We start from the raw sequence: 24,279 nt of genomic DNA on the forward strand, positions 1-24,279 counted from the left end.
ACCTCGCTGCTTCCCATTACATTGTAGCTTTAGCGTTAATCAACCACCAGCTTTGCTGGTGAGAATAAAAATCTTTAGATGCAAGAAAACTTCTTTTTGCTAAACTAGATGCAGGTTGGCCAACCGCATAAAGGAGCAAAAGGAGGTTTTGTCGCATGAACGACATACAAAGTTTAGCACATTCTAATTGGAGATGCCAGGATCATATTGTGTTCACGCCTAAATACCGCAGGAAAGAGATATATGGAAAGATTAAGGCGGACATAGGTCAGATACTGAGAAAGCTGTATGAACAGAAAAAAGTAGAAATTATTGAGGCACAGGCATGCCCCGACCATATTCACATGCTAGTATGTATTCCACCAAACATAAGTGTCTCACAATTCGTGGGATACCTCAAAGGTAAGAGCAGTTTAATGATATTCGATAGACATGCAAACTTAAAATATAAATATGGCAGCAGACACTTTTGCTGCAGAGGATACTATGTGGATACAGTAGGGCGTAATAAAACAGCAATTGCAGAATACATCAAAAATCAGTTAACGGGAGATATTGCGGCAGGCCCAATATTGCTCAAAGAGTATATGGACCCGTTTACGGGCAGCAAGAATACAAAGGCATAAAACAGGCCGCTTTAGCGGCGGCCTGTAAAAGGGCGACAGTCCTTTTTCTTTTTGCGGAAAACAAGTTATATCACAGTCCTGTTCAGCCATACTGGGAAAAAAGAAGATGAACCGTATGGCAGTATCGCATAAATCTGTCATAGCCTTTGGACTTGTGACTGTACTCACGCAACAATACCGGACGTTTTGCCACGCCCGGTATTGTGTTCGGTTTTGCCCTACTATTGCGAAAGCGGATTATCTGCAAATAAATTCATTTCTTCTTCCGAACCGGTGTCCAAACTTCGCTGTAAGCGTAATCCTTTTTATGCTCATCCATTTTTGAAAAGGAAAAAGCAGGGATGTTGATGACCTCATAATCAGAGACGGGCAGCCATTCGGAATAGACTCGTGCCATGGTATTTTGCAGGGTGGCGGGAAACGGCCCCTCATTCGGAAAAACTGCCCAGGTGCAGGCTTCTACCGGAACTTTCACCAATTGGTCACTTACATCCTCTTTTGTAGTCAGCACGCCAATCAGATGGGTCAGCTCGCCTTCTTCTTTCAAGAATCCGGCGTCTGCTTCATAAGAGGCGTTGACGATCTGATGAGGTTCCATGTTTTGCAGCGCGTGCATTTCTTTTCTTTGTTCTTCTGTAATGCTCATTGCAAGCTCTACAATAGCATTGTTGACGCCCTCAAATTGCATGGGAACTCGCTTGCTTACACCAACCAGATAAAACGCCGATTTTTCTTCGATTCTACATTCCATCGTATTTCCTCCTTTGGTTGTGATGACAAATGAAAGTTTAGGGAAGGGCTTGCTGATTCTTTTTTTGACTACTTCCGAGGGCAAAAAGCAGCTCCATTTTTTGAATGCCCGGGCAAAGCCGTCCATTGATTGGTAGCCATATTTGTAAGCGATATCAGTGACTTTTTCTCCCAGCAGCAAATCCTTGTTGGCTTCTGACAATCTTCTGCTTTTTATATACTCACTCAATGTCATTCCCGCAAGATAAAAGAATACCGTCCTAAAGTGATAATCTGAGATTCCGACATATTTAGAGATTTCTTCCAGAGTCAGTTCATCGGTCAAATGCTCTTCAATATAGTCAATGGCGCGGTTTAGTTCCTGAAGCATAGCCTTCCCTCCTTTCGCTTCTACATCATATCAAAGTTGATTGGGCAATGCTCGACTTTTGGATGCAAGAAATATCGAATCCCCATAGAGGCAAACTATCTAGTCGTAAGCTTTTTACCCCGTAGCTTAACGGCTAATTACAATTATACAGTATATTCCATTCACAAGCAAAGCAAATCCGACTTGCTTCACATTGTAAGCCGGAACTTCTTTGACACTCTGAAAAGGACGGATAAAGCCGTCCTTTTTTCTTTGGCTCTATGAAATGATAGAAAGATAATAACGACCGTATAAAAAAGAGGAGCAGCCGGTCAGCTTACTCCCTTAAATTCATATATTCTAAGCAATAGATACTTTATAATTTGCTGAATGGCAAAGTAATTAATGGAGAGCGTGTTAACATGACATCACGCTTTCACATCAAGTGAAATATCCATGCACTGTTCCGGAATTTCGTTTTTTGGCAAGGAATTGTCCACCGTGTTTTTCGAAGTATCTATGGAGTCGGTATTATGTTCGTCGCTTTCATCTTCCGAAACTCGCTTGTGCTTCTTGGGGTGCTCTCGACTGGCACGAAGCATAATCGACACGCTGTAAAGCTTAGGATTATTTTTTGCCAGATAGCGGTGATCCTGTGGGGGAACAATGTCGCCCGCCATAATCCGTAACGCTATCTTCTGGCACTTCATTTGCGTCCGCATGGATTCACCCGTTGATTCCGCCTGTTCATTAGCGTTTGCCAACTGACGTTTCAATTCCTCGATTTTAAAATCATTATCCTGTGACTGTTTTTGTAAGGATTCCGCAGCCAATCGCCGTTGATCCTCTGCGGACATGGTAACCGTATCTTGCGATGTCTGTGCCTGTTCGGATTGTTCTGAATCTCCCGGCTGCTTTGTTTGACGGGCAAAGAAATGACTGTGACGGTTTACGTTTTCAATGTACATATTGTCACTTCCAGTATGTTTTAAAATCCATTCCTTATTAATTGATTCGACAGATTACTGAAAATATAAAACGAAACATATTATGGTTCGAGAATCCAAAATAGTTTGCATTGGCCGAAGATTGGGAGGAGCGCTATGTGTGGCAGGTCTCTGCAACGAGGTCAATGGGGAATCACGCTTTGCCATTCTTACCACTGCTGCCAACGAATCAATTTCGGATGTGCACAACCGGATGCCGCTGATACTTCCGAAGGCGGATATCAGTCCATGGCTGCAGAATGTGGCTGCCGCCGTTCAGATTTTGAATAAAGAGCCGCCGATGCTGGCGAAACAGCCGGTTGCGTAGAGAATTACTGCCTCTTGTGAACAAACTGCACATAAGGGGCAGTTGTCTGTAACGGCCTGTATTGTCAGATAGCACAACAGGAAAGATTAATTTCGGATATTTGGTCGAAATTCCCATTATTGAGTTGTTTTCACCTGTCTGTTGTCTTATAGTTAATTTATGGATTTATAATCTGATGATCTAGCAAATAGCACTGTGAAGTTTGTAGAAAGGGAACTATGATTAATCAAGTTTACTACGCTCATACCCTTAAGGGAGAAAGCGAGGAAAAGTGGCAAACTGCCAAGAAGCATGCAGAAAATGTCGCGGAACTTTTAAAGAAGTTTTCGATACCGTGGTGCACGGAGGAATACGCCGAAAATCTTGGGCTGTTGCATGATGTTGGCAAGTATCAGTCCGATTTTCAGCGCCGCCTACGAGGTGAAAAGGTTTCTGTGGAGCACTCGATATGCGGAGCTGCGCAGTGGATCGAAATGAAGTGGCCGGAGTCTGGCGCATATTGTATCGCCGGGCATCACAGCGGCTTGCCGGATGTGGGAAGTAAAACCGACTCGGCTGACGAGCCGACACTACTTGGGCGGATAAAGAGAGCGGCGCAACAGGACTTTTTCGCCTTCCAAAACGAACTTACATTAAAGAAAATCAATGTTTTCCCTGCGAAAGATGCTGTTTGCATGAGCGGCAACAGTAAAGATGACATCAAAAAGGAATATGCCTTTTGGACACGGATGATGTTTTCCTGCCTGACCGATGCCGATTACCTTGACACAGAAGCGTTTTGCAGCGACCGTAAAGAAAGAGGCGTGTATGCAGATTTAAAAATCTGCCGCGCTCTGATCGACAGGTATATGATGCAGTTTAAGGCGGACACGCCTGTCAAACGTGCACGAGACGCCCTGCGCCGTCAGGTCATGTCGCACGTGCGGGAAAAGGCCGACGTTTATCTCATTCATATGCCTACAGGAAGCGGTAAGACACTTACCAGCATGCAGTTCGCACTCGAAAGAGCGGTCTTGTCGCGCAAAAAGCACATTATTTATGTGATCCCTTACACCAGCATTATTGAGCAAAACGCAAAAATTTTCAAGAGTATTTTCGGCGCCGACGCTGTTTTGGAGCATCACTGCAACTTTGATTATGAGTCGGTGAAAGATGCCGGAACGCGCGAAAGGCTACAGCGGACGTCGGAAAACTGGGACGCTTCGATCATCGTGACCACCAACGTACAGTTTTTTGAATCGATTTACGGCAACCGCAGCAGCGAGCTGCGCAAGCTGCACAACATAGCCAACAGTGTCATTGTCTTCGACGAGGTGCATATGTTCCCCCGCCTGTTTTTTCAGCCGTGTCTTGAAGCTGTCAGGATTCTGACACAGCGGTATCATTGCGAGGCCGTTTTTATGTCGGCTACCATGCCTGATTTTCACAAATGGATGAGAGAATTCGGCTGCGGCAGTGTCAAAGCAGTCGATCTGATAGCGGACAAAAGCGATTTTCCTATATTTGAACGCTGTAAAATCGAGAATCTGGGGCAGCTGTCGCCGGAAAAGTTGGCAAGCCTTGCGGCAGAAGCGGGGAACGCGCTGATCGTGGTCAATTTGCGCAAGACCGCACGGCAGATTTACAAGCTTCTGCCGGACAAAAAATATCATTTATCTACCTACATGACACATGAAGACCGCAGCGCAGTCATCGCCGAGGTCAAAGAATCGCTGGAAAGACACGAACGGTTTTGCCTTGTCTCAACGTCGCTCATTGAAGCCGGCGTCGATCTGGACTTTGACCTCGTTTTCCGCGAGACTGCGGGGCTCGACAACTTGCTCCAAACTGCCGGCCGCTGCAACCGCGAAGGTAAAAAGCAGAACTGCAGGACATGCACCTTTGAGTTCGAAGAAAAAGAGCTGCAACCCCAAAATGATGAATTCACGATCAAAAAGCAATACTGCCTAGAGGCACTTGAAAAATATGAGAACGTGGCGTCTCCCGAGGCAGTCGCACTCTATTTCGACCGGCTTTACTCTTATACGCTCCCGGATATGGAGTCGATGGATTTTAAGAGAGCGCTTTCCGCCGCATCCTGCGGCATAGACGGCTTTGGTTTTGATTTTGCCCGTTATGCCGCGGATTTCCGTCTGATTGACGACCACACGCAGCCGCTTGCTATTGTCACCGAAGAAAACAGAAAGATTGTCCGGCCGTTGCTAGACGCGGCCGCCTGCGGCGGAATGGCTCCTATGCGGAAGCTCCAGAAATATACAATTGCTCTGCGCCCGGCGGATTTTGCCCAGCTGTATCAGGCGGGTGTCGTCTGCGATGCCAACGGGCTGTACTATCTGGACTGTGAACGGTATTACAATAGGGAAACCGGTATTTGTTTTGAAAACAATGATGCTTGTTATTGGTGAAATTGTTTTAAATAATAAAAACCGAGGAGGGGTTCAATGGGCTACGGAATCAAAATTCTTATCGAAGGCGACTATGCTCTGTTCAGCAGGCCGGAGATGAAAGTCGAGCGCGTATCCTACGATGTGCCGACCCCGAGTGCTTTGGCGGGGCTTCTGTCCAGCATCTACTGGCACCCGGGCGTCAGGTACCTCATAGACCGGATTCATGTGCTCGAGCCGATACGTTTTGTCAACATCAGACGAAATGAGGTCAGTGAAAAACTGCTCCTTTCCGCTGTAAAAAAGCAGATGGACGGTTCAAAAGGCGACGTCGGCATTTATACGAAGGAGTGCATCAGCCAACGAGCGAGTCTGCTGCTGAAGGATGTCCGTTACGGTGTCGAAGCGCATTTTGAACTGACCGACGAAAAGGATGCCGGGACGACCCCTGAGAAGTGCTACAACATTCTGTTGCGCCGGTTGCGCAAAGGGCAGCATTTTACTCAGCCGTGCCTTGGCTGCCGGGAATTTTCCGCACGGGTTACGCTAGCCGAACAGATCCCTCAAAGCCCGTTGGCAGGCGACGTCGATCTCGGGTATATGCTGTATGATCTGCAATACAAAAAGAATGCGGCCGGTAAAAGTCTGGACTCCGCCGAACCGCGTTTTTACCGGCCGCACATGGTAGACGGAGTGATCGACGTGGCGAAGTACGCCGAGGATGTGTTATGTTAAGGGCTTTGAGTGCGTACTACGACTGCCTGTGCCGGCAAAAGGACAGCGGCCTTGTGCCGGACGGTTACAGCAGGCTCGGCGTGAATTACAATCTTGTGCTGAACGCCGACGGATCAATTCAGACAATTTTACCGTATGTCAATACGGTCAACAACGGAAAAAAGATGAATGAGATCCCGCGGGACGAGCTTTTCCCGTTTCGGAATTCTGTTCCGGGAATTGCGGCCGAGACTGTCGATCACCGTGAAAAGTACCTTTTTGGCATCGAGTGGAACAAGCAGGGCAATACGCTCATGGTAACGAAAAACTCACTGTTTGCATTTGTAAAATGCAAAGAAAAGAATCTTGCATTTCTCGGCGGATTAAGCACTCCGGTCATCGATGCATATAAAAGCTTCCTGCGGTGCTGGAATCCGGAGAACGAACTTGACAATCCGTTCCTTGTGGATTTGGGCAAGCGATATGGCGGTGCAAAATTCGTTATCACATCAAGTGAAGATGCCGCCGCGCACAGCCCGCTCAACCGAGATCCGCTTGTCAGGGAAAAATGGAAGAACAGTCTGCGCAGCAAGCCAATTCCGGACGATGCAGTAATGGGACAATGCAGCATAAGCGGTCAATACGGTCCGATCGCCCGCATCCACGATAATCTCGCCGGCATACCGGGTGGCCTTGCCACCGGCGTGAACATCGTTTGCTTAAAATCGCCGGCCTTCTGGTCCTATGGCCGCAGGGAATCCTATAACAGCTCGGTTTCGCAAAGGATTATGGAGAAATACACAAGGACTTTCAATTACCTGTCGTCTGTATCGAATCACAAGCAGGTACTGGATGACATGACGCTTCTCTGGTGGGCGATGACAAAGGAATCGGAAAAGCCGTATATGCAGGCGTTCAACGCCGGGATGGGATTTTTTTATCTGCAGGATGATGACCCCGAGGAGGCAAAGCGCGGTGAGCGTGAAACGAGCGATAAGGCGCTCGCCTCGATTTTCCGCCAGCTTGCGCAGGGCAAGCTGGCCGATTGGAAAGGCTTCGGCGTTGATCAAAGTACGGAATTTTATCTTCTCGGCGTCAAGCCCAACAGCAGCCGTCTGGCTGTCAAGCTGTTCGAGCACAACTCTTTCGAAAAAATAATGATGAGTATCGAAAAGCATCACGCGGATATGCAACTTTCACCGGAAGACAAACAGATACCGATATGGCTGCTCGTCAAAGCGTTGAAATCGCCTGTTGTTTCAAGGGACGCTTTGCCGCCTAATCTTTCGGCGAAAATACTGCAGAGCATCCTCAAGGACGCTCCGTATCCCCGGTATATGCTTGATACGGTGGTGCGACGGGCAAAGACAGATCAGGATGACGCAAGTAAAAAGTTTTATGCAGTCAGCCGTGACCGGATCAGGATTATCAAGGCATGTCTTACACGTATGAATATTATAAAAAGAGGCGAGTTGAATATGTTGAACACGCAGAATCAGAACGGCGCGTACAATTGCGGCAGGCTTTTCGCCGTCTTGGAAATGATCCAGCAAAAGGCGCTTCCAGGTATCAACGCGACGATCAAAGACAAGTTCTTTTCCTCTGCCTGCAGTACGCCGTATCTTGTTTTCCCCCGTTTAATGAAACTTTCTCAGAGCCACCTCAAAAAGCTGGACAGGGGCGGCGAAATATTCTATGAGAAATACATTCAAGAGATTTTAAGCAATCTCGGCGATTCTTTTCCAAAGGCCCTGAGCATGGAAAAACAGGGCATGTTTATTCTCGGTTATTATCAGCAAAAAGAAAAGTTCTTTGAAAAGAAAAATGAAGGAGAGAAAGATAATGGAACTGAAGAATAGGCATGAATTCGTCATGCTTTTTGATGTGGAGAACGGCAACCCAAACGGCGACCCCGACGCGGGCAATATGCCTCGTGTCGATGCTGAAACAAGCATCGGTATCGTGACCGACGTCTGCCTCAAGCGTAAAATCCGAAACTATATTGAGGCCACGCGGGAAGAAAAACCAGGTTACAATATTCTAATTAAAAACGACCGGGCGCTTAACACAAAATTTACCGAGGCGTATGAAACCTGCAATCTTAAAACAAAGCAAAAGGGTAAGGAGCAGAGTGCAGTTGCACAGGCGCGGGATTACATATGTAAAAACTACTTTGACGTGCGTACATTCGGAGCTGTTATGAGCACCGGAGACGATCCGTGCGGAATCGTCCGCGGCCCCGTCCAGATCAATTTTGCCCACAGCATCGACCCCGTATTGCCGCAGGAGATCACCATCACCCGTCAGGCGTTGACTACAGAATCGGAAAAAGCCGAAAAAGAAAACACGATGGGTAAAAAGAGCTTTATTCCCTATGGGCTCTACCGCGCGGAAGGATATGTTTCGGCGCTGCTCGCCAACAAAACCGGCTTCAGCGAGGAGGATCTCGAGCTTCTTTGGAAGAGTATGATCAACATGTTTGAAATAGACCACAGTGCCGCGAGAGGCAAGCTGTGCATGCGTAAGCTGTTTGTTTTTAAGCACGATTCGGCACTCGGCAACGCGCCGTCACATCTGCTATTTGACAAAATAACCGTCGCCAAAAACGCTGATGTGGACGTTGTGCGCAAATTCGGTGATTACACCGTTACAATTGATAAAAACATGCCTGAAGGGGTAGCGTATATTGAAAAGCTCTGACGCCCTGACGGATATCCGGTCAGTACAGCAGTACCTTTATTGCCCGCACCGGTGGGGTCTGATGGAAACCGATTGCAGTTGGGCAGAAAACGTATTTGTCTGCAAAGGCAATCTGGTGCATGAAAATGTTGACACTGGGAAGTGTCTCTTTGCACGCAATGCAATCGTCGAGCGGTCGGTCAGGGTATACAACGACGACTGGGGCCTTTTTGGCGTCGTTGACTGCCTTGAGCTTCGCCGCGCTGCGGCGGGATGTTTAATAGAGAAATACGGCGGTCGCTTTGAGTTGGCAATCGTCGAATACAAGGTACGCTCTCCTAAAAGCGGTGATTTCCGCTACGAGGACGGTATGCAGTTGCTTGCACAGAAAATCTGCGTGGATGCCATTTTCAAAACTGACTGCGAGACCTTCTTCTATTACGCAAATATTCGCAAAAGAGTGAAGGCTGAATTTCACAAGGAAGATTATTCATTTCTGAGAGCAACTCTTGCTGAAATGAATGAGCTGTGTAAGGCTTCCATCATTCCGCCGGTAAGAAAAGGGCAGTATTGCGGCGGATGTTCTTTGAAGGATATCTGTATGCCGAAAGGAGAGAAAAACCGTAATGCGAAAGCTGCTGAACACACTGTATATCACCCGTCCGGAGGCGTATCTCAGTCTTGACGGCGAAAACGTGGCCATGCTTCTGGACGGGAAAGAGGCCGCGCGCTTGCCATTATCAAATATCGAAAGCATCATCTGCATGAATTATCCTGGTTGCAGTCCGGCTCTGATGGGTAAATGTGCTGAGGAGCAAATCGGGCTGTGTTTTGTGTCGCCCGGCGGCAGATTTCTTGCGAGAGTAACCGGCCCTATAAAGGGCAACGTCTTTCTGCGAAAACAGCAAATGGAATTGTTCTCCGACCCGGAAAAGCGGACAGCGCTTATACGAAATCTGATAACCGCAAAGTTGAAAAATACGCGCAGCCTGCTCATGCGTTCACGTCGCGATTACCCGATGACAGATGAGAACGGTGAGTTATCCCGCTGCATTGACATGCTTGAATACAATCAAAAGAAGCTGCTTGAGGAAAAGGATGAAAATACTTTACGAGGCATCGAAGGCCAGAGCGCCAAAGAATACTTCAATGTGTTTGATTTGCTGTTTACCCAGCAGAAAGAAGATTTCGCACTTTTGAGAAGGACAAAACGGCCGCCGCTTGACCTTACAAACGCGATGCTGTCATTTCTGTATACGATATGTACCAACGATATTGCATCCGCCCTGGAATGCGTCGGCTTAGACCCGTATATTGGCCTGTTTCATACACTGCGCCCCGGGAGAGCTTCTCTCGCATGTGATATCATGGAGGAGTTTCGTGCGCTGGTCGAACGTCTGGTGATCACTATGGTGAATCTGAAAATGGTGCAGAAGAGCGATTTCGAAAAGCAGATCAGCGGAGCAGTGTGGCTGAATGACGACGGCCGGAAAAAGGTGATTACAGCCTGGCAGGACAAAAAGAACGAATGTATCAGCCATCCGTTCATAAAAGAAAAAATGCCGATAGGCCTCTTCCCCTATGTACAAGCAAATCTGTTGGCGAAATATATCAGGAGTGAAATAGAAGCCTATCCTAACCTGATTTGGGGGTAGAATATGTTTGTAATTGTAGCCTACGACGTAAATGTTACTTCTGAAAAAGGCAGGACCCGGCTTCGCAAGGTTGCAAAGGAATGTGTCAATTATGGCCAGCGGGTGCAGAATTCGGTGTTTGAGGTTAATTTGGATTACGGCAAATTTCTAAAGATGAAAGATCGTCTCATCAAATTAATTGACACCGACAAGGATAGTCTTCGCTTTTATTACTTGGGAGACAACTGGAAAAGGCGCGTAGAGCATATCGGTGCAAAACCGGGATATGACAGTGAGGGAGTGTTGATTTTTTGAATGCGAACGTGCGGTGACAGCGAAAATGCTGTCTGGTTCGCGCGGCTAATCTGGCTTGTAAACAGAAAAAGTATCTTATTATTGTTTCCTTTTTGCTTTATTGTCCACTTCATATACAGGGTGCGGTGTTATATACACAATATATAGGGTCGCACCTCGCATGAGGTGCGTGGATTGAAATGTTTTGCCACTGACTGCGCCACATCATCAACACGTCGCACCTCGCATGAGGTGCGTGGATTGAAATGAACGATGAGAGCACCATGCTTGCCAAACTGATAGTCGCACCTCGCATGAGGTGCGTGGATTGAAATTCCGGTTAGGGGCGTCAGAGGGCGCAAGGTTAAACGTCGCACCTCGCATGAGGTGCGTGGATTGAAATATCGCACCTATCAGGATTGGGAGTGTGGAAAACGGTCGCACCTCGCATGAGGTGCGTGGATTGAAATTAGTGGGGATATTGTCAGGCGCAGCGGATATTACGTCGCACCTCGCATGAGGTGCGTGGATTGAAATCGCTGTTATATCCGCCTATGCCGTAGGCGACCACGTCGCACCTCGCATGAGGTGCGTGGATTGAAATTTTCAGGGTGGCGTTTTCGGCTTGCATTGCGCTGGTCGCACCTCGCATGAGGTGCGTGGATTGAAATTGACGACGCCTTGAAAAACTCTATTTGTTTTGGGTGTCGCACCTCGCATGAGGTGCGTGGATTGAAATAATTTAGTGAATGTCAATAAGGGTAATATGTTTAGTCGCACCTCGCATGAGGTGCGTGGATTGAAATTGTTTAAATCTGATTTAATTTCAAGAAATTCTTCGTCGCACCTCGCATGAGGTGCGTGGATTGAAATTTCCATAATTCAAACCAAGTCATTTTTATCCTTGTCGCACCTCGCATGAGGTGCGTGGATTGAAATCGCTTGAAACCCAAGCCCCGCAGGAGTCAGACCCGTCGCACCTCGCATGAGGTGCGTGGATTGAAATGCTGGTACTGTTGCGCCCGCGCTGACGTGTTTTGTCGCACCTCGCATGAGGTGCGTGGATTGAAATTACTCTAGCCACACTGGAAAGTATAGGCTATACCGTCGCACCTCGCATGAGGTGCGTGGATTGAAATTGTACTGTACGACGGCAAGATTGTCCGTCCGAAAGTCGCACCTCGCATGAGGTGCGTGGATTGAAATGTGTCAGATATGTTTGACAATCGGAAAATTAAGGTCGCACCTCGCATGAGGTGCGTGGATTGAAATCTTAAAATATATTTCTTATCTCTTCTTTTGTGTGGTCGCACCTCGCATGAGGTGCGTGGATTGAAATCGTTTGCAAGCCTGTATACATACAGCAATAGCGAGTCGCACCTCGCATGAGGTGCGTGGATTGAAATCGTTTGCAAGCCTGTATACATACAGCAATAGCGAGTCGCACCTCGCATGAGGTGCGTGGATTGAAATGTTCTAAGATTTTCGAGTATGCGCTTTGCAATCAGTCGCACCTCGCATGAGGTGCGTGGATTGAAATGATTATATCAAAGACAATGAAGCCTGTGCAAAGTAGTCGCACCTCGCATGAGGTGCGTGGATTGAAATTCGTATTCCGTGAAGGTTTTCAGCGACAAGCCAGGTCGCACCTCGCATGAGGTGCGTGGATTGAAATTTAATATCCGGTATCTGGCGCGGCTTTCGTTTACGTCGCACCTCGCATGAGGTGCGTGGATTGAAATATGAATTCTTGACAGAAAACAGTAAAGGATTTAATGTCGCACCTCGCATGAGGTGCGTGGATTGAAATCTTTGTTGCTGCTAAAGGCTCCGGGGACGTTTTCGTCGCACCTCGCATGAGGTGCGTGGATTGAAATTTTTGGGTATTTGTACGTTTATGTTTGGCATGTTGTCGCACCTCGCATGAGGTGCGTGGATTGAAATAGTCAAGCCATCGGGTAAGAGGAGGTGTATCAAGTCGCACCTCGCATGAGGTGCGTGGATTGAAATAATGATGCGCTTTCGGAATCGATCAGAACTAACCGTCGCACCTCGCATGAGGTGCGTGGATTGAAATCTGTATCTCAACTTCGATTTCCCTGTTTTCGGTAGTCGCACCTCGCATGAGGTGCGTGGATTGAAATATTGGACATGGATAAAATCAGCAGAATGTTACACGTCGCACCTCGCATGAGGTGCGTGGATTGAAATATCTTAAGAACACCGAACCGGTTCGAAAATTTAAGTCGCACCTCGCATGAGGTGCGTGGATTGAAATGTTTCCGACAGCAAAACAGCAACCGGCTCCCGGACGTCGCACCTCGCATGAGGTGCGTGGATTGAAATTATCTTTAGCAATGTCAAATAAAAAGGACGTACTGTCGCACCTCGCATGAGGTGCGTGGATTGAAATGTCCGTTCCGGCCAACATCAATGATTTCATCGGGTCGCACCTCGCATGAGGTGCGTGGATTGAAATATTAAGGGGCTTATGCCAATCGTCAAAGAATTGGCGTCGCACCTCGCATGAGGTGCGTGGATTGAAATCACAGGCTGTTTGGGCAGCTAAAAAGTACAGGTGTCGCACCTCGCATGAGGTGCGTGGATTGAAATTGATCGGCTTGTCGGTTCCCGCCCACTGGTTTAGTCGCACCTCGCATGAGGTGCGTGGATTGAAATAAATTTGTGAATATCAATTAAGTCCTGTTGTGGTCGCACCTCGCATGAGGTGCGTGGATTGAAATTTCTTCCAATTATACAGGCTATTACTCCTGAGATGTCGCACCTCGCATGAGGTGCGTGGATTGAAATCGCGCGGACGCAAACACGCTGACTTCCGATGTGGGGTCGCACCTCGCATGAGGTGCGTGGATTGAAATTTCTGAACAAGTAAGACTGCGATGAAAGTTTTCATAGTCGCACCTCGCATGAGGTGCGTGGATTGAAATAGTCCGATTCCGCTGCATATCCAGCTTACACCAAGTCGCACCTCGCATGAGGTGCGTGGATTGAAATCCTAAAACGTCTGCAGTCGGCGCCTGCGGGCGTGTCGCACCTCGCATGAGGTGCGTGGATTGAAATTTCAAGCCCGCGCTGCGTGAGCTGAGCATAATATGTCGCACCTCGCATGAGGTGCGTGGATTGAAATGTATCCGGCATTGTTTCCAACGCCAGCTTGGAGGTCGCACCTCGCATGAGGTGCGTGGATTGAAATAAGACCTAACGCCTCGCTGCGCCGAAGCCCAGTGGTCGTACCTCGCATTGGCGGTATGTCTCGCAGCCACCATGGCATTTTCAACGGTCGGCTGTGATTCCGCAAATGCGGAAAGCTCTTCGGAAAGCGGTTCTGCAAGCTTGGCAGATTCGAGTTCCGGCGACGGAGAACCTGTAACACTCAAAATCACTTGGTGGGGTTCACAGAGTAGACACGACTATACTCAGAAGCTTCTAGACCTTTATACAGAAACACATCCCAATATAAAGTTTGAAGCGTCGCCTGCCGGTTGGGATGGATATTTTGACAAACTGTCAACGCAGACGGCTTCGGGCTCTATGCCGGACATTGTACAGATGGACTATTTGTACATTACAACTTACGCACAAAATAATTCTATCGCGGATTTAAAGCCGTTTATCAACGATGGAACGCTCGATGTTTCAAGCGTTGGCGCGAACATTTTGAATACCGGTGAAATCAACGGAAAAATGGCTGGTATGGTTTTGACAACCTCTCTGCTTGCATTCGGATACAATCCGGATGTTCTTACAAAAGCGGGTGTCAATATGCCGACAAGCGAATGGACTTGGGATGACTATATCTCGATGAACAAAACCATAAAAGAAAAAGCGGGTATTGCGGACAGCGCCAGCATAGATCCTCTGTATGACACCAATCTTTTCAATTATTGGGTAAGGCAGCACGGCGAGAAGCTTTTCAGCGATGATAATAAGTCCTTAGGATATCAGGATGATAAACTCTGTGCGGACTACCTGAAGATGTGGAAAGACCTGATGGATACCGATATTGTGCCCAATCCCGATGAGTTTGCGCAGATTCAGACCTTGGGTCTGGAAGCTGGCCCTGTCGTTACCGGAGATGCTGCCTTTGTTCAGAACTGGAACAATTATGCGACTCTCGTAGCAAAGTCGAACGATAAAATCAAGATCGTCACGCCCCCGATGGCCACTGATTCCGATGCAAAAGGCCTGTGGCTGAAACCAGGTATGTTTTTCTCTGTAGCCGAGACTTCGGAACACAAAAAAGAAGCAGCCGAATTCATTAACTGGTTTGTTAATTCGGAAGAAGCCAACGATATCATCATGGCGGAAAGAGGCACACCTGTATCATCCAAAATTCGCGAGCATATGGTCAGTTCCGGAAAAATGACACAACAGCAGAAAGATATGTTCCAGTATGTTAACGAAGCGGCAAAACTTTGCGGCGAGACTCCACCTCCAGATCCGATTGGTATGTCTGAGGTAAATAAAGTGTTCAAGGATGTGGGTTCAAGCGTGTTTTATGGCCAGGCAACGCCGGAAGAGGCGGCGGCCAGCTTTAGGGAACAGACAAACGCAATGCTGGCAAGAAGCAACTGATTGGTGGAAAAAAGGGGTTCCACAGAAAGATGTGGGACCCCTCTTTTTTGAAAGATGCAGGTGATTATATGAAAGGCCATAAGAATTTGATTGGAAAACTTTATAAGCCGAGAGATAATGTGGTAGGCTATTTGATGCTTGCGCCGTGGCTGATTGGCTTTCTTTTTATGTGGCTCGCTCCGGCTGTGACTTCTATGTACTATTCGTTTACAGACTTTAATCTTCTGAATACGCCGAAACTGATCGGTTTCGATAATTATATTCGCATATTTACGACAGACAAGACCTTTATTCAGGCACTTAAGGTCACTTTTATTTATGTGCTGGTACTAGTGCCGCTTCGCTTGGCGTTTGCCCTGTTTATCGCGGTTCTTCTGAATAAGAAGCATAGATGCCTCGGCCTGTATCGCACGTTCTATTACATCCCGTCCATTATTGGTGGAAGCATTGCGGTTTCAGTTGTCTGGAAACAGATTTTTGGCAACAAGGGCGTCATTATGTCGCTGCTGGAGGTCTTTGGAATTCATCAGCAGACTTCCCTTTTGGGAAATCCAAAAACGGCGTTAAGCGTTATTATCATCATGGGTATATGGCAGTTTGGCTCGTCTATGCTAATTTTCCTTTCTGCATTGAAACAAATTCCGGGTTCGCTCTATGAATCTGCTATGGTGGACGGAGCAAAGCCGGCAAAAATTTTCTTTAGGATTACGATGCCCATGCTGACGCCGATGATCTTCTTTAATCTGATTTTGCAAATTATCAATGGCTTCCGGGTATTTACGGAAAGCTATATTATTACGAACGGCGGGCCACTCGATAGCACGCTGTCCTACGTGTTATACCTGTATCGCCGAGCGTTTACCTATTTTGATATGGGGTACAGCTGCGCGATGGCATGGATTCTGGTTGCAATTATTGCCGTCTTTACAGTAATATTGTTCAAAACCCAAAAGAGCTGGGTCTACTATGAGTCGGGAGAGAATTAGACAATGGGTATAAAAAAAGAAAAAAGACTGCGTTCCATCCTATTTCATGTCGGGGCATGTATTCTGGGATTTATCATGATCTATCCGCTGCTCTGGCTCGTTGCAAGTTCCTTCAAAAGCAATGAAACAATGTTTACGAACACCTATTCACTGATTCCAACGGAATGGGACATTATTGAAAATTACAGTAGTGGACTTAAGGGAGTCGGCGGTGTCACGTTCCTAACATTCTTTCTGAATTCGCTGATTGTCACCTTTGTGGGCACCGTTACCTGTGTAATGTCATCTCTTTTCGCGGCATATGCCTTATCTAGAATCCGGTTCCGCTTTTCCGGTTTTTGGTTTGGCTGCGTCATGGTTACTATGATGATACCGCCTCAAGTTATGGTTGTACCACAATATATTATTTTGAAAAAGATGAAATTGATCGACACTGTAGCGTCGCTGGTGCTGCCGTGGGGGTTTGGTACGGCATTTTTTATCTTTCTGATGATCCAGTTTTTTAAAGGGATCCCGAAAGAGTTGGATGAAGCGGCACAGATCGATGGCTGTGGAAAGATCGGCATCCTGTTCCGTATTCTGGTCCCGATTGTAAAGCCTGCGATTGTGACGTCGTCAATCTTTGCATTTTATTGGATCTGGCAGGACTTCTTTCAGCCACTAATTTTCATGAATACAACCAGCAAGTTTACAATTCCTTTAGCCCTGAACATGTATCTGGATCCCAATTCCTACAACAACTATGGGGGACTGTTTGCCATGTCTGTGATTTCGCTGCTCCCGGTTATCATTTTCTTCATTATCTTCCAGAAACAGCTGGTAGAGGGGATTGCAACGGAGGGGCTCAAAGGCTGAAAGAAAGGCGTCACATGTTGGTGTGGCGTCTGTTTTTTTATAAAGGGAGGGAAAAAGTATGTTGTTGATTAATAAAAATTCGGTGATTACTGTAACAATGGATTCGGAATCTGTCAGAAGAGCCGTGAGGAGCCTCAGGCGGGATATCGACAAAGCCTTTTGTGATTCCGATACAACAGGGGCGGAAATACGTCTGACAGAAGATCATAAGCAGAAGACAGAATGTTTCCAAATTGTGGCGATTGACGAATATCTGGAAATCCGGGCGATGGATGCTCTCGGTTTTATTTATGGCATCTATGAAATCAGTCGTTCCCTGCTTGGTATCACAGACTTCTGGTTCTGGAATGACCAGAAGATAGTGCCGAAGGTGGGCATTCGCATCCCCGACGATTACCAGTACCAGTCCATGCCGTATATAGTGCAATTCCGCGGCTGGTTTGTCAACGACGAGGTGTTACTCCATACCTGGAGCGTAGACAGGCAGAAAGCAAAACCATGGGAAATGACGTTTGAAGCACTGCTTCGCTGCGGCGGCAACATGGTTATTCCCGGTACGGATACCAACTCACGGCTTTACCGAAAACTGGCATCGGATATGGGGCTGTATATTACCCATCACCATGCGGAGCCGCTTGGCGCGGAGATGTTTGCCCGGGCATATCCACAGCTGAATCCTTCCTACGCGGAATATCCAGACAAATTTCGGCAGCTTTGGCTGGATGGTATCCGAGAGCAGAAGGAGATGCGTGTCGTCTGGAACCTTGGTTTCCGCGGCCAGGGGGACTGCCCCTTCTGGATTAACGATTCGCGGTACCGGACGCCAGAATCCCGTGGTAGGTTAATGAGTAGGCTGATCCAAATTCAGTACGAAATAGTAAATCAGATGGTGCCTGGCGCGGTCTGCTGCACGAATCTATATGGAGAAACGATGGAACTTTACCGGGATGGTTACCTAAAGTTGCCGGAGGACATTATCAAGATCTGGGCGGACAACGGTTACGGAAAGATGGTGACGAGAAGGCAGGAAAATCATAATCCGCGCATTTACGCCTTACCACAGGAAGGAGACAAAGGGAAGCACGGCATTTATTATCACGTTTCTTTTTATGACCTACAGGCGGCAAACCACATCACAATGCTCCCGAACTCCCCAGAATTTGTGCTTGGAGAGCTTGGAAAAGTGTTGAAGCATGGTGTAAGGGACTTCTGGCTGATCAACTGTTCCAATATCAAACCGCATGTATATTTCCTGGACTTTATCTCCAAAGTCTGGCGGGAGGGAACGGTTAATCCTACGAAACACAGGGAGGAATACATATCGCGATATTATGGAACGCATAACGTTGGGAAAATTTCCGCTTGCCTGAAAGCTTATCCGGAATATGCGCTTGCATATGGGAACGAAGAGGACGAACATGCTGGGGAGCAGTTCGCCAATCATGTGGCGCGGATTCTGATTTCACAATTTATGAGGGACAAAGAGAAACGCGCGGAGGACCTACTATGGGCGACGAGGGCAAAGAATCTGAAAGAACAAGTCCTCTGGTATCAAGCGCTGTGCGATAAGGCGCGAAAGGGATACCTGGAGTACCAAAGAGAGTGTGAGCGGACGGCAGATTCTATTTCGGATGATGCACGGGGACTATTCCGGGATTCACTGCTTTTGCAGGTGGAGATCTATTCTCATTGCTTTTCTGGAGCTTATCTGGTGTGCGAAAGCCTGCTGAAGGCCATGGATGGTGATGAACAGAGGGCATTTTATGCGGCTGGCAAAGCAAAGGAAGAATATTGCAGCGCAAATCAAGCTATGCGGGACTGTGAACATGGTGAATGGTGCGGCTTTTACGCAAACGAATGCCTGACAGATGTCAAACAGACAGCCTGGGTTCTGGAAGGATTAATGAGCTACCTGAGAAATTTAGGTGATGGACCTCATTTTTACAAGTGGCAAAGAGAATTTCTGTATCCCGAGGAGGACCGCCGGGTGCTGCTGATTCTCAACATGGAAAACCATTTGAAAGATGACGAACTGTTTACGCTGATGGAGGCAAGATGGGATAGTTAAGTGAAGAAATCAGCGCGGCACAGCGTCGAGATATGCTTACCTATTCAGCTAGGAGGAGGGACAGACGGATGAAAAAAATACTGATTCTTGAACATGGAAAACCGACACCTAACGATTACGGCAGGAAATATCGCCAGCAGAGGTGTGAAAGGCGTCTGGATTGACAATGTCATATGGGCAGATAAATCTGGTGGTCTATTATATTCCGGATGGCAAAGATACGGTTATGAATGGAGGACATTGCCAGGGACCTCTCTGAACCAGTGGAACAGGTTGTCCGACATAACGATACTATCCCACCCACTATCGATTCTGTGGCGGGAACCAAGAGTGACAATGCTCAGGCGGATCCGCGCGAGCAGCTTGAGGAATTGCTGCGCCGACAGCAGTTGAAGCACAAGGAACAACCGACATAGGCTGCCAACATTCAACAGGTAATTCCTGAACCCATCCGCAGACCGTCCGGCAGTTCCAATAGACCGGGCGCAGCTGCTGTTTTGGCTTCCATGCTTTGCTTCCTGGCACTGATGGTGATGATCGTTCTGCTGGTACGCAGGCAGCACAAGGCAAGCGCTTATTGTGCGCCGAATATCCCGAAGAAAGAGTAAAGGAATGAAAACATAAATCAAGGGTGTCATCGCTGAAAAACGATGACACCCTTGACTCCGTTTAATACTCACACTGCTTATGGTGTGTTAATCATCATAATCATTCTTGCTGCTTACTTTTTTTATTATGGCTACAATCAGCGAAATAAGCAGACCACTGGCCGGGACAATAAAGAGAATGAAAGCGGAATTATCGTTTGCATCTTCAGCAACTGATTGGACTGATAAATTTCCAAAGAGCTTAAATGATGCCATCACCAGAGTAACAGAAAAGGCTATAGAAATGATCAAGGATAGAATAGTTTTTCTGTTTTTAGCTTTCGGGGGCAGATATGCGTTTGTCGCAATCGTTCTAATAAGATAGATACTCATACAAACCATAATAATTACCATAATGTTTAGAGGATATTTAAGCCAGCGGATCCCATACCCGTAGAGACCGGTATCAAGTAAAAGGGCATAAAACATCAGCATGAACATTTGATTACCAATACCGTTGCGTTTTTCTTTCTGCATTTCGTCCAGACCATTTTTATGGATTCTCATACTTGTCATCCTCCCAAAAAAGTTGATCAAGGGTTTTACCAAGAACCCTGCAAATTGCGATGCATAAATTTATCGAAGGGTTATAGTCGCCTTTTTCAATAGCGTTCATTGTTTGCCGAGCTACTCCGACAGCGTCAGCAAGTTCTTTTTGCGTCATGTCTTTTGCTGCCCTGGCGGCCTTTATTCGTAAATTCTTTCCCATTGTTACTACCTCCGAAATGATAGTAACATATATAAATCTAAATGTCAAATATATATTACACAAAAGAGTGTCCGATCTAGATCTCTATTTGTAGAAAGAGGTAATTAAATGAACTATTTCTGCATAGGCAACAAACTGTTCGGCTTTGGCCTGTCTCCAGCTGAAGCAATGGTTTTCTGTGCGGTAAGCAGCATCCGGAATCCACTTTTTTTTGCCGTATCCTGCGCGGATGCGATCAGTAACAGGACAGGCTTGTCGCCGCGCACCGTTTACCGAGCACTGGAAGGCCTCCAGGACAAGGAATTATTGATTAAAAAGGAAAGATACTGCTATGACGGACTAAGGGCTGCCAACGGCTATTATGTGGCGCGTATTGGCGGCGGACGATTTAAGGTTGAGCGCAATATCTGGAAGTATAAGCTGGATGCTGCGAGCTTCCTGGTCTATCTGTACATATCGAAATACATTAACAACCGGAACAGGAAAGGTTTCCCCAGCCTGCGCAAGATGGAGAAAGTGCTCGGCCTGTCCAGAACTACCATCATCACAAAGATCAGAAAGCTGCACCGGTTGGGTGTGTTGCAAAAGTTCCACCAGTATCATAAGCAAGGCTATCACTGCAACGGCCACACAGTACCGCTGCTGAATTACAAATCACATATTGCAAAACAAAAAGGACGCACGGCAATGCGTCCTTTCCTTATGCGTCATCCAGCTTTTGTCCTCACCACAAGGTTTTATGCAAGGATACCGTCTATTTGCAGTGTAACGCATCAGGGCGGGGATTTCAAGGGGACAGGGCAAAAAAAGCGACGATCTTTTGTAAATTTTTTGAGGTGGTCCAATTTTGGCAGAACAGGTATTATACCATCTCAGTTACAGCAAAAGAAAGAATAGCTTTAGATTCTACATAGATTAATGGGTTAGATAGAACAGTGCAGATAATAAAAAATTCGCACTACAATTCTGATACCGTGAGTCGAAGGGCAAAATGCCGTTTTTCTTTTGGTGTCATTTTACTTTTCATAAAATTCGTATATATTAAGAGTAATTGTTCGGAACATTTGTTCTAATTAGAGGTGAAAAAAGTGGAGCGGGTAATCTTGTATATCGACCAAAACAATTTTTACGCCAGCGTGGAATGCCTGTACAATCCGAAGTTGCCTCAAGGCTTCTTGAAAACGAAGTCACTACTCTGTACAATGAAGCCAAAGCCCCAAGGTTTTCCGTGAGAAGATATTTCGATAGTATTGTCACATTTCTTTGCGTATCATATTTTTGAATCCGTATTCGTTGTAGTGTTAAATTGATGACAATGCCTTGAAATCATCAGCAATACATTTGGTATAGTGTTTAAGTGCCAGCACATAATGTTTAAGCAGTTCATTGTTAAAGAATAAATAAGTATATGCAATACTTACAGCCGCAATAATATTACCAGAGGGATCGAGGACTGGACTGGCAACAGCGCAAATGCTATCAATGTATTCGCCACTGTCGACCGAATACCCCTGTTCCTTTATCGTATCCAGTTCTCGCATCATTGATGAATACTCAGTAATGGTAAGGCGTGTGTATTGCTCGACAGGTTTTTCAAAGTAACGTTCGATATCTCTTACGGGTAATGATGACAACAAAATTTTACTAGCCGCACCAGCGTGGAGGGGGAAAGTTGATCCCATTTCCACGCTGATTTTTATCTGTTGCGTACTTTCCACCTTGTCAATGACAAAACAAGAGTTCTTTGATAAAATACTGATCTTTACAGTTTCCTTCACTTCGTTCTCCAATGCAATCAAATGCGGATGTGATATCTGCTTCAAAATCTGAAGTTGCTCATCGCGGACTCTGGAGATATGTGCAAATTTATTACCGATATAGTAAAGTCCCGATTCTGCTGAGGACTTCAAGAAACCGTGTAGTTCCAAAGATGCAAGTATACGATATAACGTCGTTTTAGGTATATTAAATTTACGTAATAAGGTGCTTGCAGATACCCCCATAGGGTATTCACTCACATAATCAATTACATCACTTGCCCGATCGATAATTGGAATATTGGCATAATTCCCCTTGATCATGATTATCCCTCGCTCTCTAGTTTCAACTGTAGCACTAATTATAACAATTTGCAACTTTGTTTATCGTGAAAGTACTATATAAAAAATTTAAACAAAATTATTTCAAATAAGAAACCATATGTCGATATTTGTAATGTGTAGTAGCGAAATTCATATCGATTTGGGCAATTAGCGAACTGATTGACACGAATATACATGATATGATTATATCATGTTTTAAATATGAAACAAATTAGGGACAAGGAGGATTATAATGGAAAGTATGACAAGCGGAATAAATACGAATTCTAGCCCATCCCAACTGCGAATAACCGATATGAGATTTGTGGATATTGTAGACGCACCTATGGAATGTACCATCCTGCGATTGGAAACGAATCAGGGAATTACCGGTTACGGTGAAGTGCGGGATTTCTCAAATAAGGTATATGCTTTGCAGTTAAAGCGGTTGATTGTTGGGGAGAATCCTTGCAATATCGGAAAGATATTCAATAAAATCAAGCAGTTTGGTGGTCAAGCGCGGCAAGGTGGCGGTGTCAGCGGTATCGAAGTAGCACTTTGTGATTTGGCTGGTAAAGCATTCGGTGTGCCGGTATACCAAATGTTGGGCGGTAAATTTCGCGATAAGATTCGTATCTATTGCGATACTGATGTTGGAGAAACCCACAACGGAAACGATATGAGTGTTGCGCTTCAAAAACGAATGGACAGTGGATACACCATGTTGAAGATGGATCTGGGCATTGATCTTCTGGTAGGCATTGATGGAACAATTAATGCGCCCCTTGGTTATCTCGATAGAATGCGTGACTTTACACGTCAGGAAATGTCTTTCGGCATAACGGATAAAGCGTTTGCGGAGTTTATGAGCGTACCCCACCCCTTTACCTTTGTGTCTTTGCCGGATAAAGGTCTTGACTACCTGGAAGAGTATATGTCTCAAGTGCGGGATATCATTGGGTATGAAGTTCCGTTGGCAATCGACCACATTGGCCATGTGAATGTGCAAAGTTGCATCCGGTTAGGCAAACGTTTGGAAAAGTATAATATCGCTTGGATGGAAGATTGTGTGCCTTGGTTCTATACAGATCAATGGAAGCAATTATCAAATTCTTGTGCAGTTCCTATGTGTACTGGCGAAGATACATATCTGTGTGAGAATTTCATGCCTTTGTTCCGGAATAAGGCTATCTCGGTTATTCATCCCGATGTGTTGACCGCAGGTGGTATCTATGAAACAAAGAAAATCATTGACACGGCATGGGAGCATGGCATCGCGGCGGCGATTCATATGGCAGAGACACCCATTGGCTGCATGGCAGCGGCTCATGTATCAGCGGCGGTCGGAGACAATTTCGTTGCGATGGAATTCCATTCTCATGATGTTCCTTGGTGGAACAATATGGTAAAGGGTGCAAAGGAACCCATTATTCAAAACGGATGGCTTACCATATCTGATAAGCCGGGCTTGGGAATCGATGAATTAGACGACGAGGTTCTGAGAGCTCATATGAATCCGAAGCGGCCTGGATTATGGGAAAGTACAGATACATGGAATCAGGAATGGGCCCATGACCGTACCTGGAGTTGAGG

At 46.3% G+C, this 24,279-nt stretch carries 20 protein-coding genes and 1 CRISPR repeat array; of the genes, 15 read left to right on the forward strand and 5 right to left on the reverse strand.

All coding sequences use genetic code 11. The features are described from left to right. Positions 1–155: 155 nt before the first annotated feature. Positions 156–626 (forward strand): IS200/IS605 family transposase, encoded by a 471-nt coding sequence (gene tnpA, locus C1A10_RS02455; protein WP_101908715.1) that lies wholly within the window; start codon positions 156–158, stop codon positions 624–626. A 253-nt stretch (positions 627–879) separates the two neighbouring features. On the opposite strand, the gene C1A10_RS02460 is transcribed toward tnpA, so the two are convergent. Together C1A10_RS02460 and C1A10_RS02465 are read right to left on the reverse strand one after the other, a co-directional pair. After that, positions 880–1,746, reverse strand: coding sequence for an AraC family transcriptional regulator (locus C1A10_RS02460; RefSeq protein ID WP_101908716.1), 867 nt, complete (start codon positions 1,744–1,746; stop codon positions 880–882). Between the two features lie 407 nt (positions 1,747–2,153). Continuing rightward, positions 2,154–2,693, reverse strand: coding sequence for a hypothetical protein (locus tag C1A10_RS02465; RefSeq protein WP_101908717.1), 540 nt, complete (start codon positions 2,691–2,693; stop codon positions 2,154–2,156). Between the two features lie 82 nt (positions 2,694–2,775). Between C1A10_RS02465 and C1A10_RS02470 the strand changes: the two genes are divergently transcribed. The 12 genes from C1A10_RS02470 (at position 2,776) to C1A10_RS02525 (ending at position 19,249) form a co-directional block, all read left to right on the forward strand. Beyond that, positions 2,776–3,039 carry an SOS response-associated peptidase family protein gene (locus tag C1A10_RS02470; protein ID WP_101908718.1) on the forward strand — a complete coding sequence of 88 codons (264 nt, stop codon included), beginning with the start codon at positions 2,776–2,778 and terminating at the stop codon, positions 3,037–3,039. Positions 3,040–3,257: 218 nt separating this feature from the next. Continuing rightward, positions 3,258–5,444, forward strand: coding sequence for a CRISPR-associated helicase/endonuclease Cas3 (locus tag C1A10_RS02475; RefSeq protein WP_101908719.1), 2,187 nt, complete (start codon positions 3,258–3,260; stop codon positions 5,442–5,444). Between the two features lie 36 nt (positions 5,445–5,480). Then, positions 5,481–6,158 (forward strand): type I-C CRISPR-associated protein Cas5c, encoded by a 678-nt coding sequence (gene cas5c / locus C1A10_RS02480; RefSeq protein ID WP_101908720.1) that lies wholly within the window; start codon positions 5,481–5,483, stop codon positions 6,156–6,158. Next, positions 6,152–7,996: a type I-C CRISPR-associated protein Cas8c/Csd1 gene (cas8c, locus tag C1A10_RS02485; RefSeq protein WP_101908721.1), complete on the forward strand. Its 1,845-nt coding sequence runs from the start codon at positions 6,152–6,154 to the stop codon at positions 7,994–7,996. The genes cas5c and cas8c overlap by 7 nt, the downstream gene beginning before the upstream one ends. Next, complete coding sequence (gene cas7c / locus C1A10_RS02490; protein WP_101908722.1) at positions 7,980–8,837, forward strand: type I-C CRISPR-associated protein Cas7/Csd2; 858 nt, start codon at positions 7,980–7,982, stop codon at positions 8,835–8,837. Before cas8c ends, cas7c begins: the two co-directional genes overlap by 17 nt. Continuing rightward, a complete protein-coding gene (cas4, locus tag C1A10_RS02495; RefSeq protein ID WP_101908723.1) occupies positions 8,824–9,501 on the forward strand; it encodes a CRISPR-associated protein Cas4 in 678 nt (225 codons plus the stop codon). The genes cas7c and cas4 overlap by 14 nt, the downstream gene beginning before the upstream one ends. Then, positions 9,443–10,471, forward strand: coding sequence for a type I-C CRISPR-associated endonuclease Cas1c (gene cas1c, locus C1A10_RS02500; protein ID WP_101908724.1), 1,029 nt, complete (start codon positions 9,443–9,445; stop codon positions 10,469–10,471). The genes cas4 and cas1c overlap by 59 nt, the downstream gene beginning before the upstream one ends. A 3-nt stretch (positions 10,472–10,474) precedes the next feature. Continuing rightward, complete coding sequence (gene cas2 / locus C1A10_RS02505) at positions 10,475–10,765, forward strand: CRISPR-associated endonuclease Cas2 (protein WP_101908725.1); 291 nt, start codon at positions 10,475–10,477, stop codon at positions 10,763–10,765. A gap of 148 nt (positions 10,766–10,913) precedes the next feature. Further along, a CRISPR array of direct repeats spans positions 10,914–13,958; the repeat unit is 33 nt; unit sequence GTCGCACCTCGCATGAGGTGCGTGGATTGAAAT. Positions 13,959–14,029: 71 nt separating this feature from the next. Next, a complete protein-coding gene (locus tag C1A10_RS02510) occupies positions 14,030–15,340 on the forward strand; it encodes an ABC transporter substrate-binding protein (protein ID WP_101908726.1) in 1,311 nt (436 codons plus the stop codon). A gap of 68 nt (positions 15,341–15,408) precedes the next feature. Beyond that, a complete protein-coding gene (locus C1A10_RS02515; protein WP_101908996.1) occupies positions 15,409–16,326 on the forward strand; it encodes a carbohydrate ABC transporter permease in 918 nt (305 codons plus the stop codon). Between the two features lie 3 nt (positions 16,327–16,329). Continuing rightward, positions 16,330–17,181 (forward strand): carbohydrate ABC transporter permease, encoded by an 852-nt coding sequence (locus C1A10_RS02520; RefSeq protein WP_101908727.1) that lies wholly within the window; start codon positions 16,330–16,332, stop codon positions 17,179–17,181. 58 nt (positions 17,182–17,239) lie between these two features. After that, positions 17,240–19,249, forward strand: a complete 2,010-nt coding sequence (locus C1A10_RS02525) for a glycosyl hydrolase 115 family protein (protein WP_101908728.1) — start codon at positions 17,240–17,242, stop codon at positions 19,247–19,249. A 695-nt stretch (positions 19,250–19,944) separates the two neighbouring features. Here C1A10_RS02525 and C1A10_RS02535 read toward each other — a convergent pair. Then, positions 19,945–20,403: a hypothetical protein gene (locus C1A10_RS02535; RefSeq protein WP_101908730.1), complete on the reverse strand. Its 459-nt coding sequence runs from the start codon at positions 20,401–20,403 to the stop codon at positions 19,945–19,947. After that, the gene (locus C1A10_RS02540) at positions 20,390–20,605 is read right to left on the reverse strand and encodes a helix-turn-helix transcriptional regulator (RefSeq protein WP_101908731.1); all 216 of its coding nucleotides are present in this window, start codon (positions 20,603–20,605) and stop codon (positions 20,390–20,392) included. Before C1A10_RS02540 ends, C1A10_RS02535 begins: the two co-directional genes overlap by 14 nt. A 108-nt stretch (positions 20,606–20,713) precedes the next feature. Between C1A10_RS02540 and C1A10_RS02545 the strand changes: the two genes are divergently transcribed. After that, positions 20,714–21,502 (forward strand): helix-turn-helix domain-containing protein, encoded by a 789-nt coding sequence (locus C1A10_RS02545; RefSeq protein ID WP_101908732.1) that lies wholly within the window; start codon positions 20,714–20,716, stop codon positions 21,500–21,502. A gap of 404 nt (positions 21,503–21,906) precedes the next feature. Here C1A10_RS02545 and C1A10_RS02550 read toward each other — a convergent pair whose 3' ends face one another. Beyond that, positions 21,907–22,686, reverse strand: a complete 780-nt coding sequence (locus C1A10_RS02550; RefSeq protein ID WP_101908733.1) for an IclR family transcriptional regulator — start codon at positions 22,684–22,686, stop codon at positions 21,907–21,909. 253 nt (positions 22,687–22,939) lie between these two features. On the opposite strand from C1A10_RS02550, the gene C1A10_RS02555 reads away from it, so the two are divergent. Next, positions 22,940–24,277 (forward strand): mandelate racemase/muconate lactonizing enzyme family protein, encoded by a 1,338-nt coding sequence (locus tag C1A10_RS02555; protein WP_101908734.1) that lies wholly within the window; start codon positions 22,940–22,942, stop codon positions 24,275–24,277. The last annotated feature ends 2 nt before the right edge of the window (positions 24,278–24,279 follow it).

This window comes from Marasmitruncus massiliensis, from assembly GCF_900186535.1.
In the GTDB taxonomy this organism is placed as follows: domain Bacteria; phylum Bacillota; class Clostridia; order Oscillospirales; family Ruminococcaceae; genus Anaerotruncus; species Anaerotruncus massiliensis_A.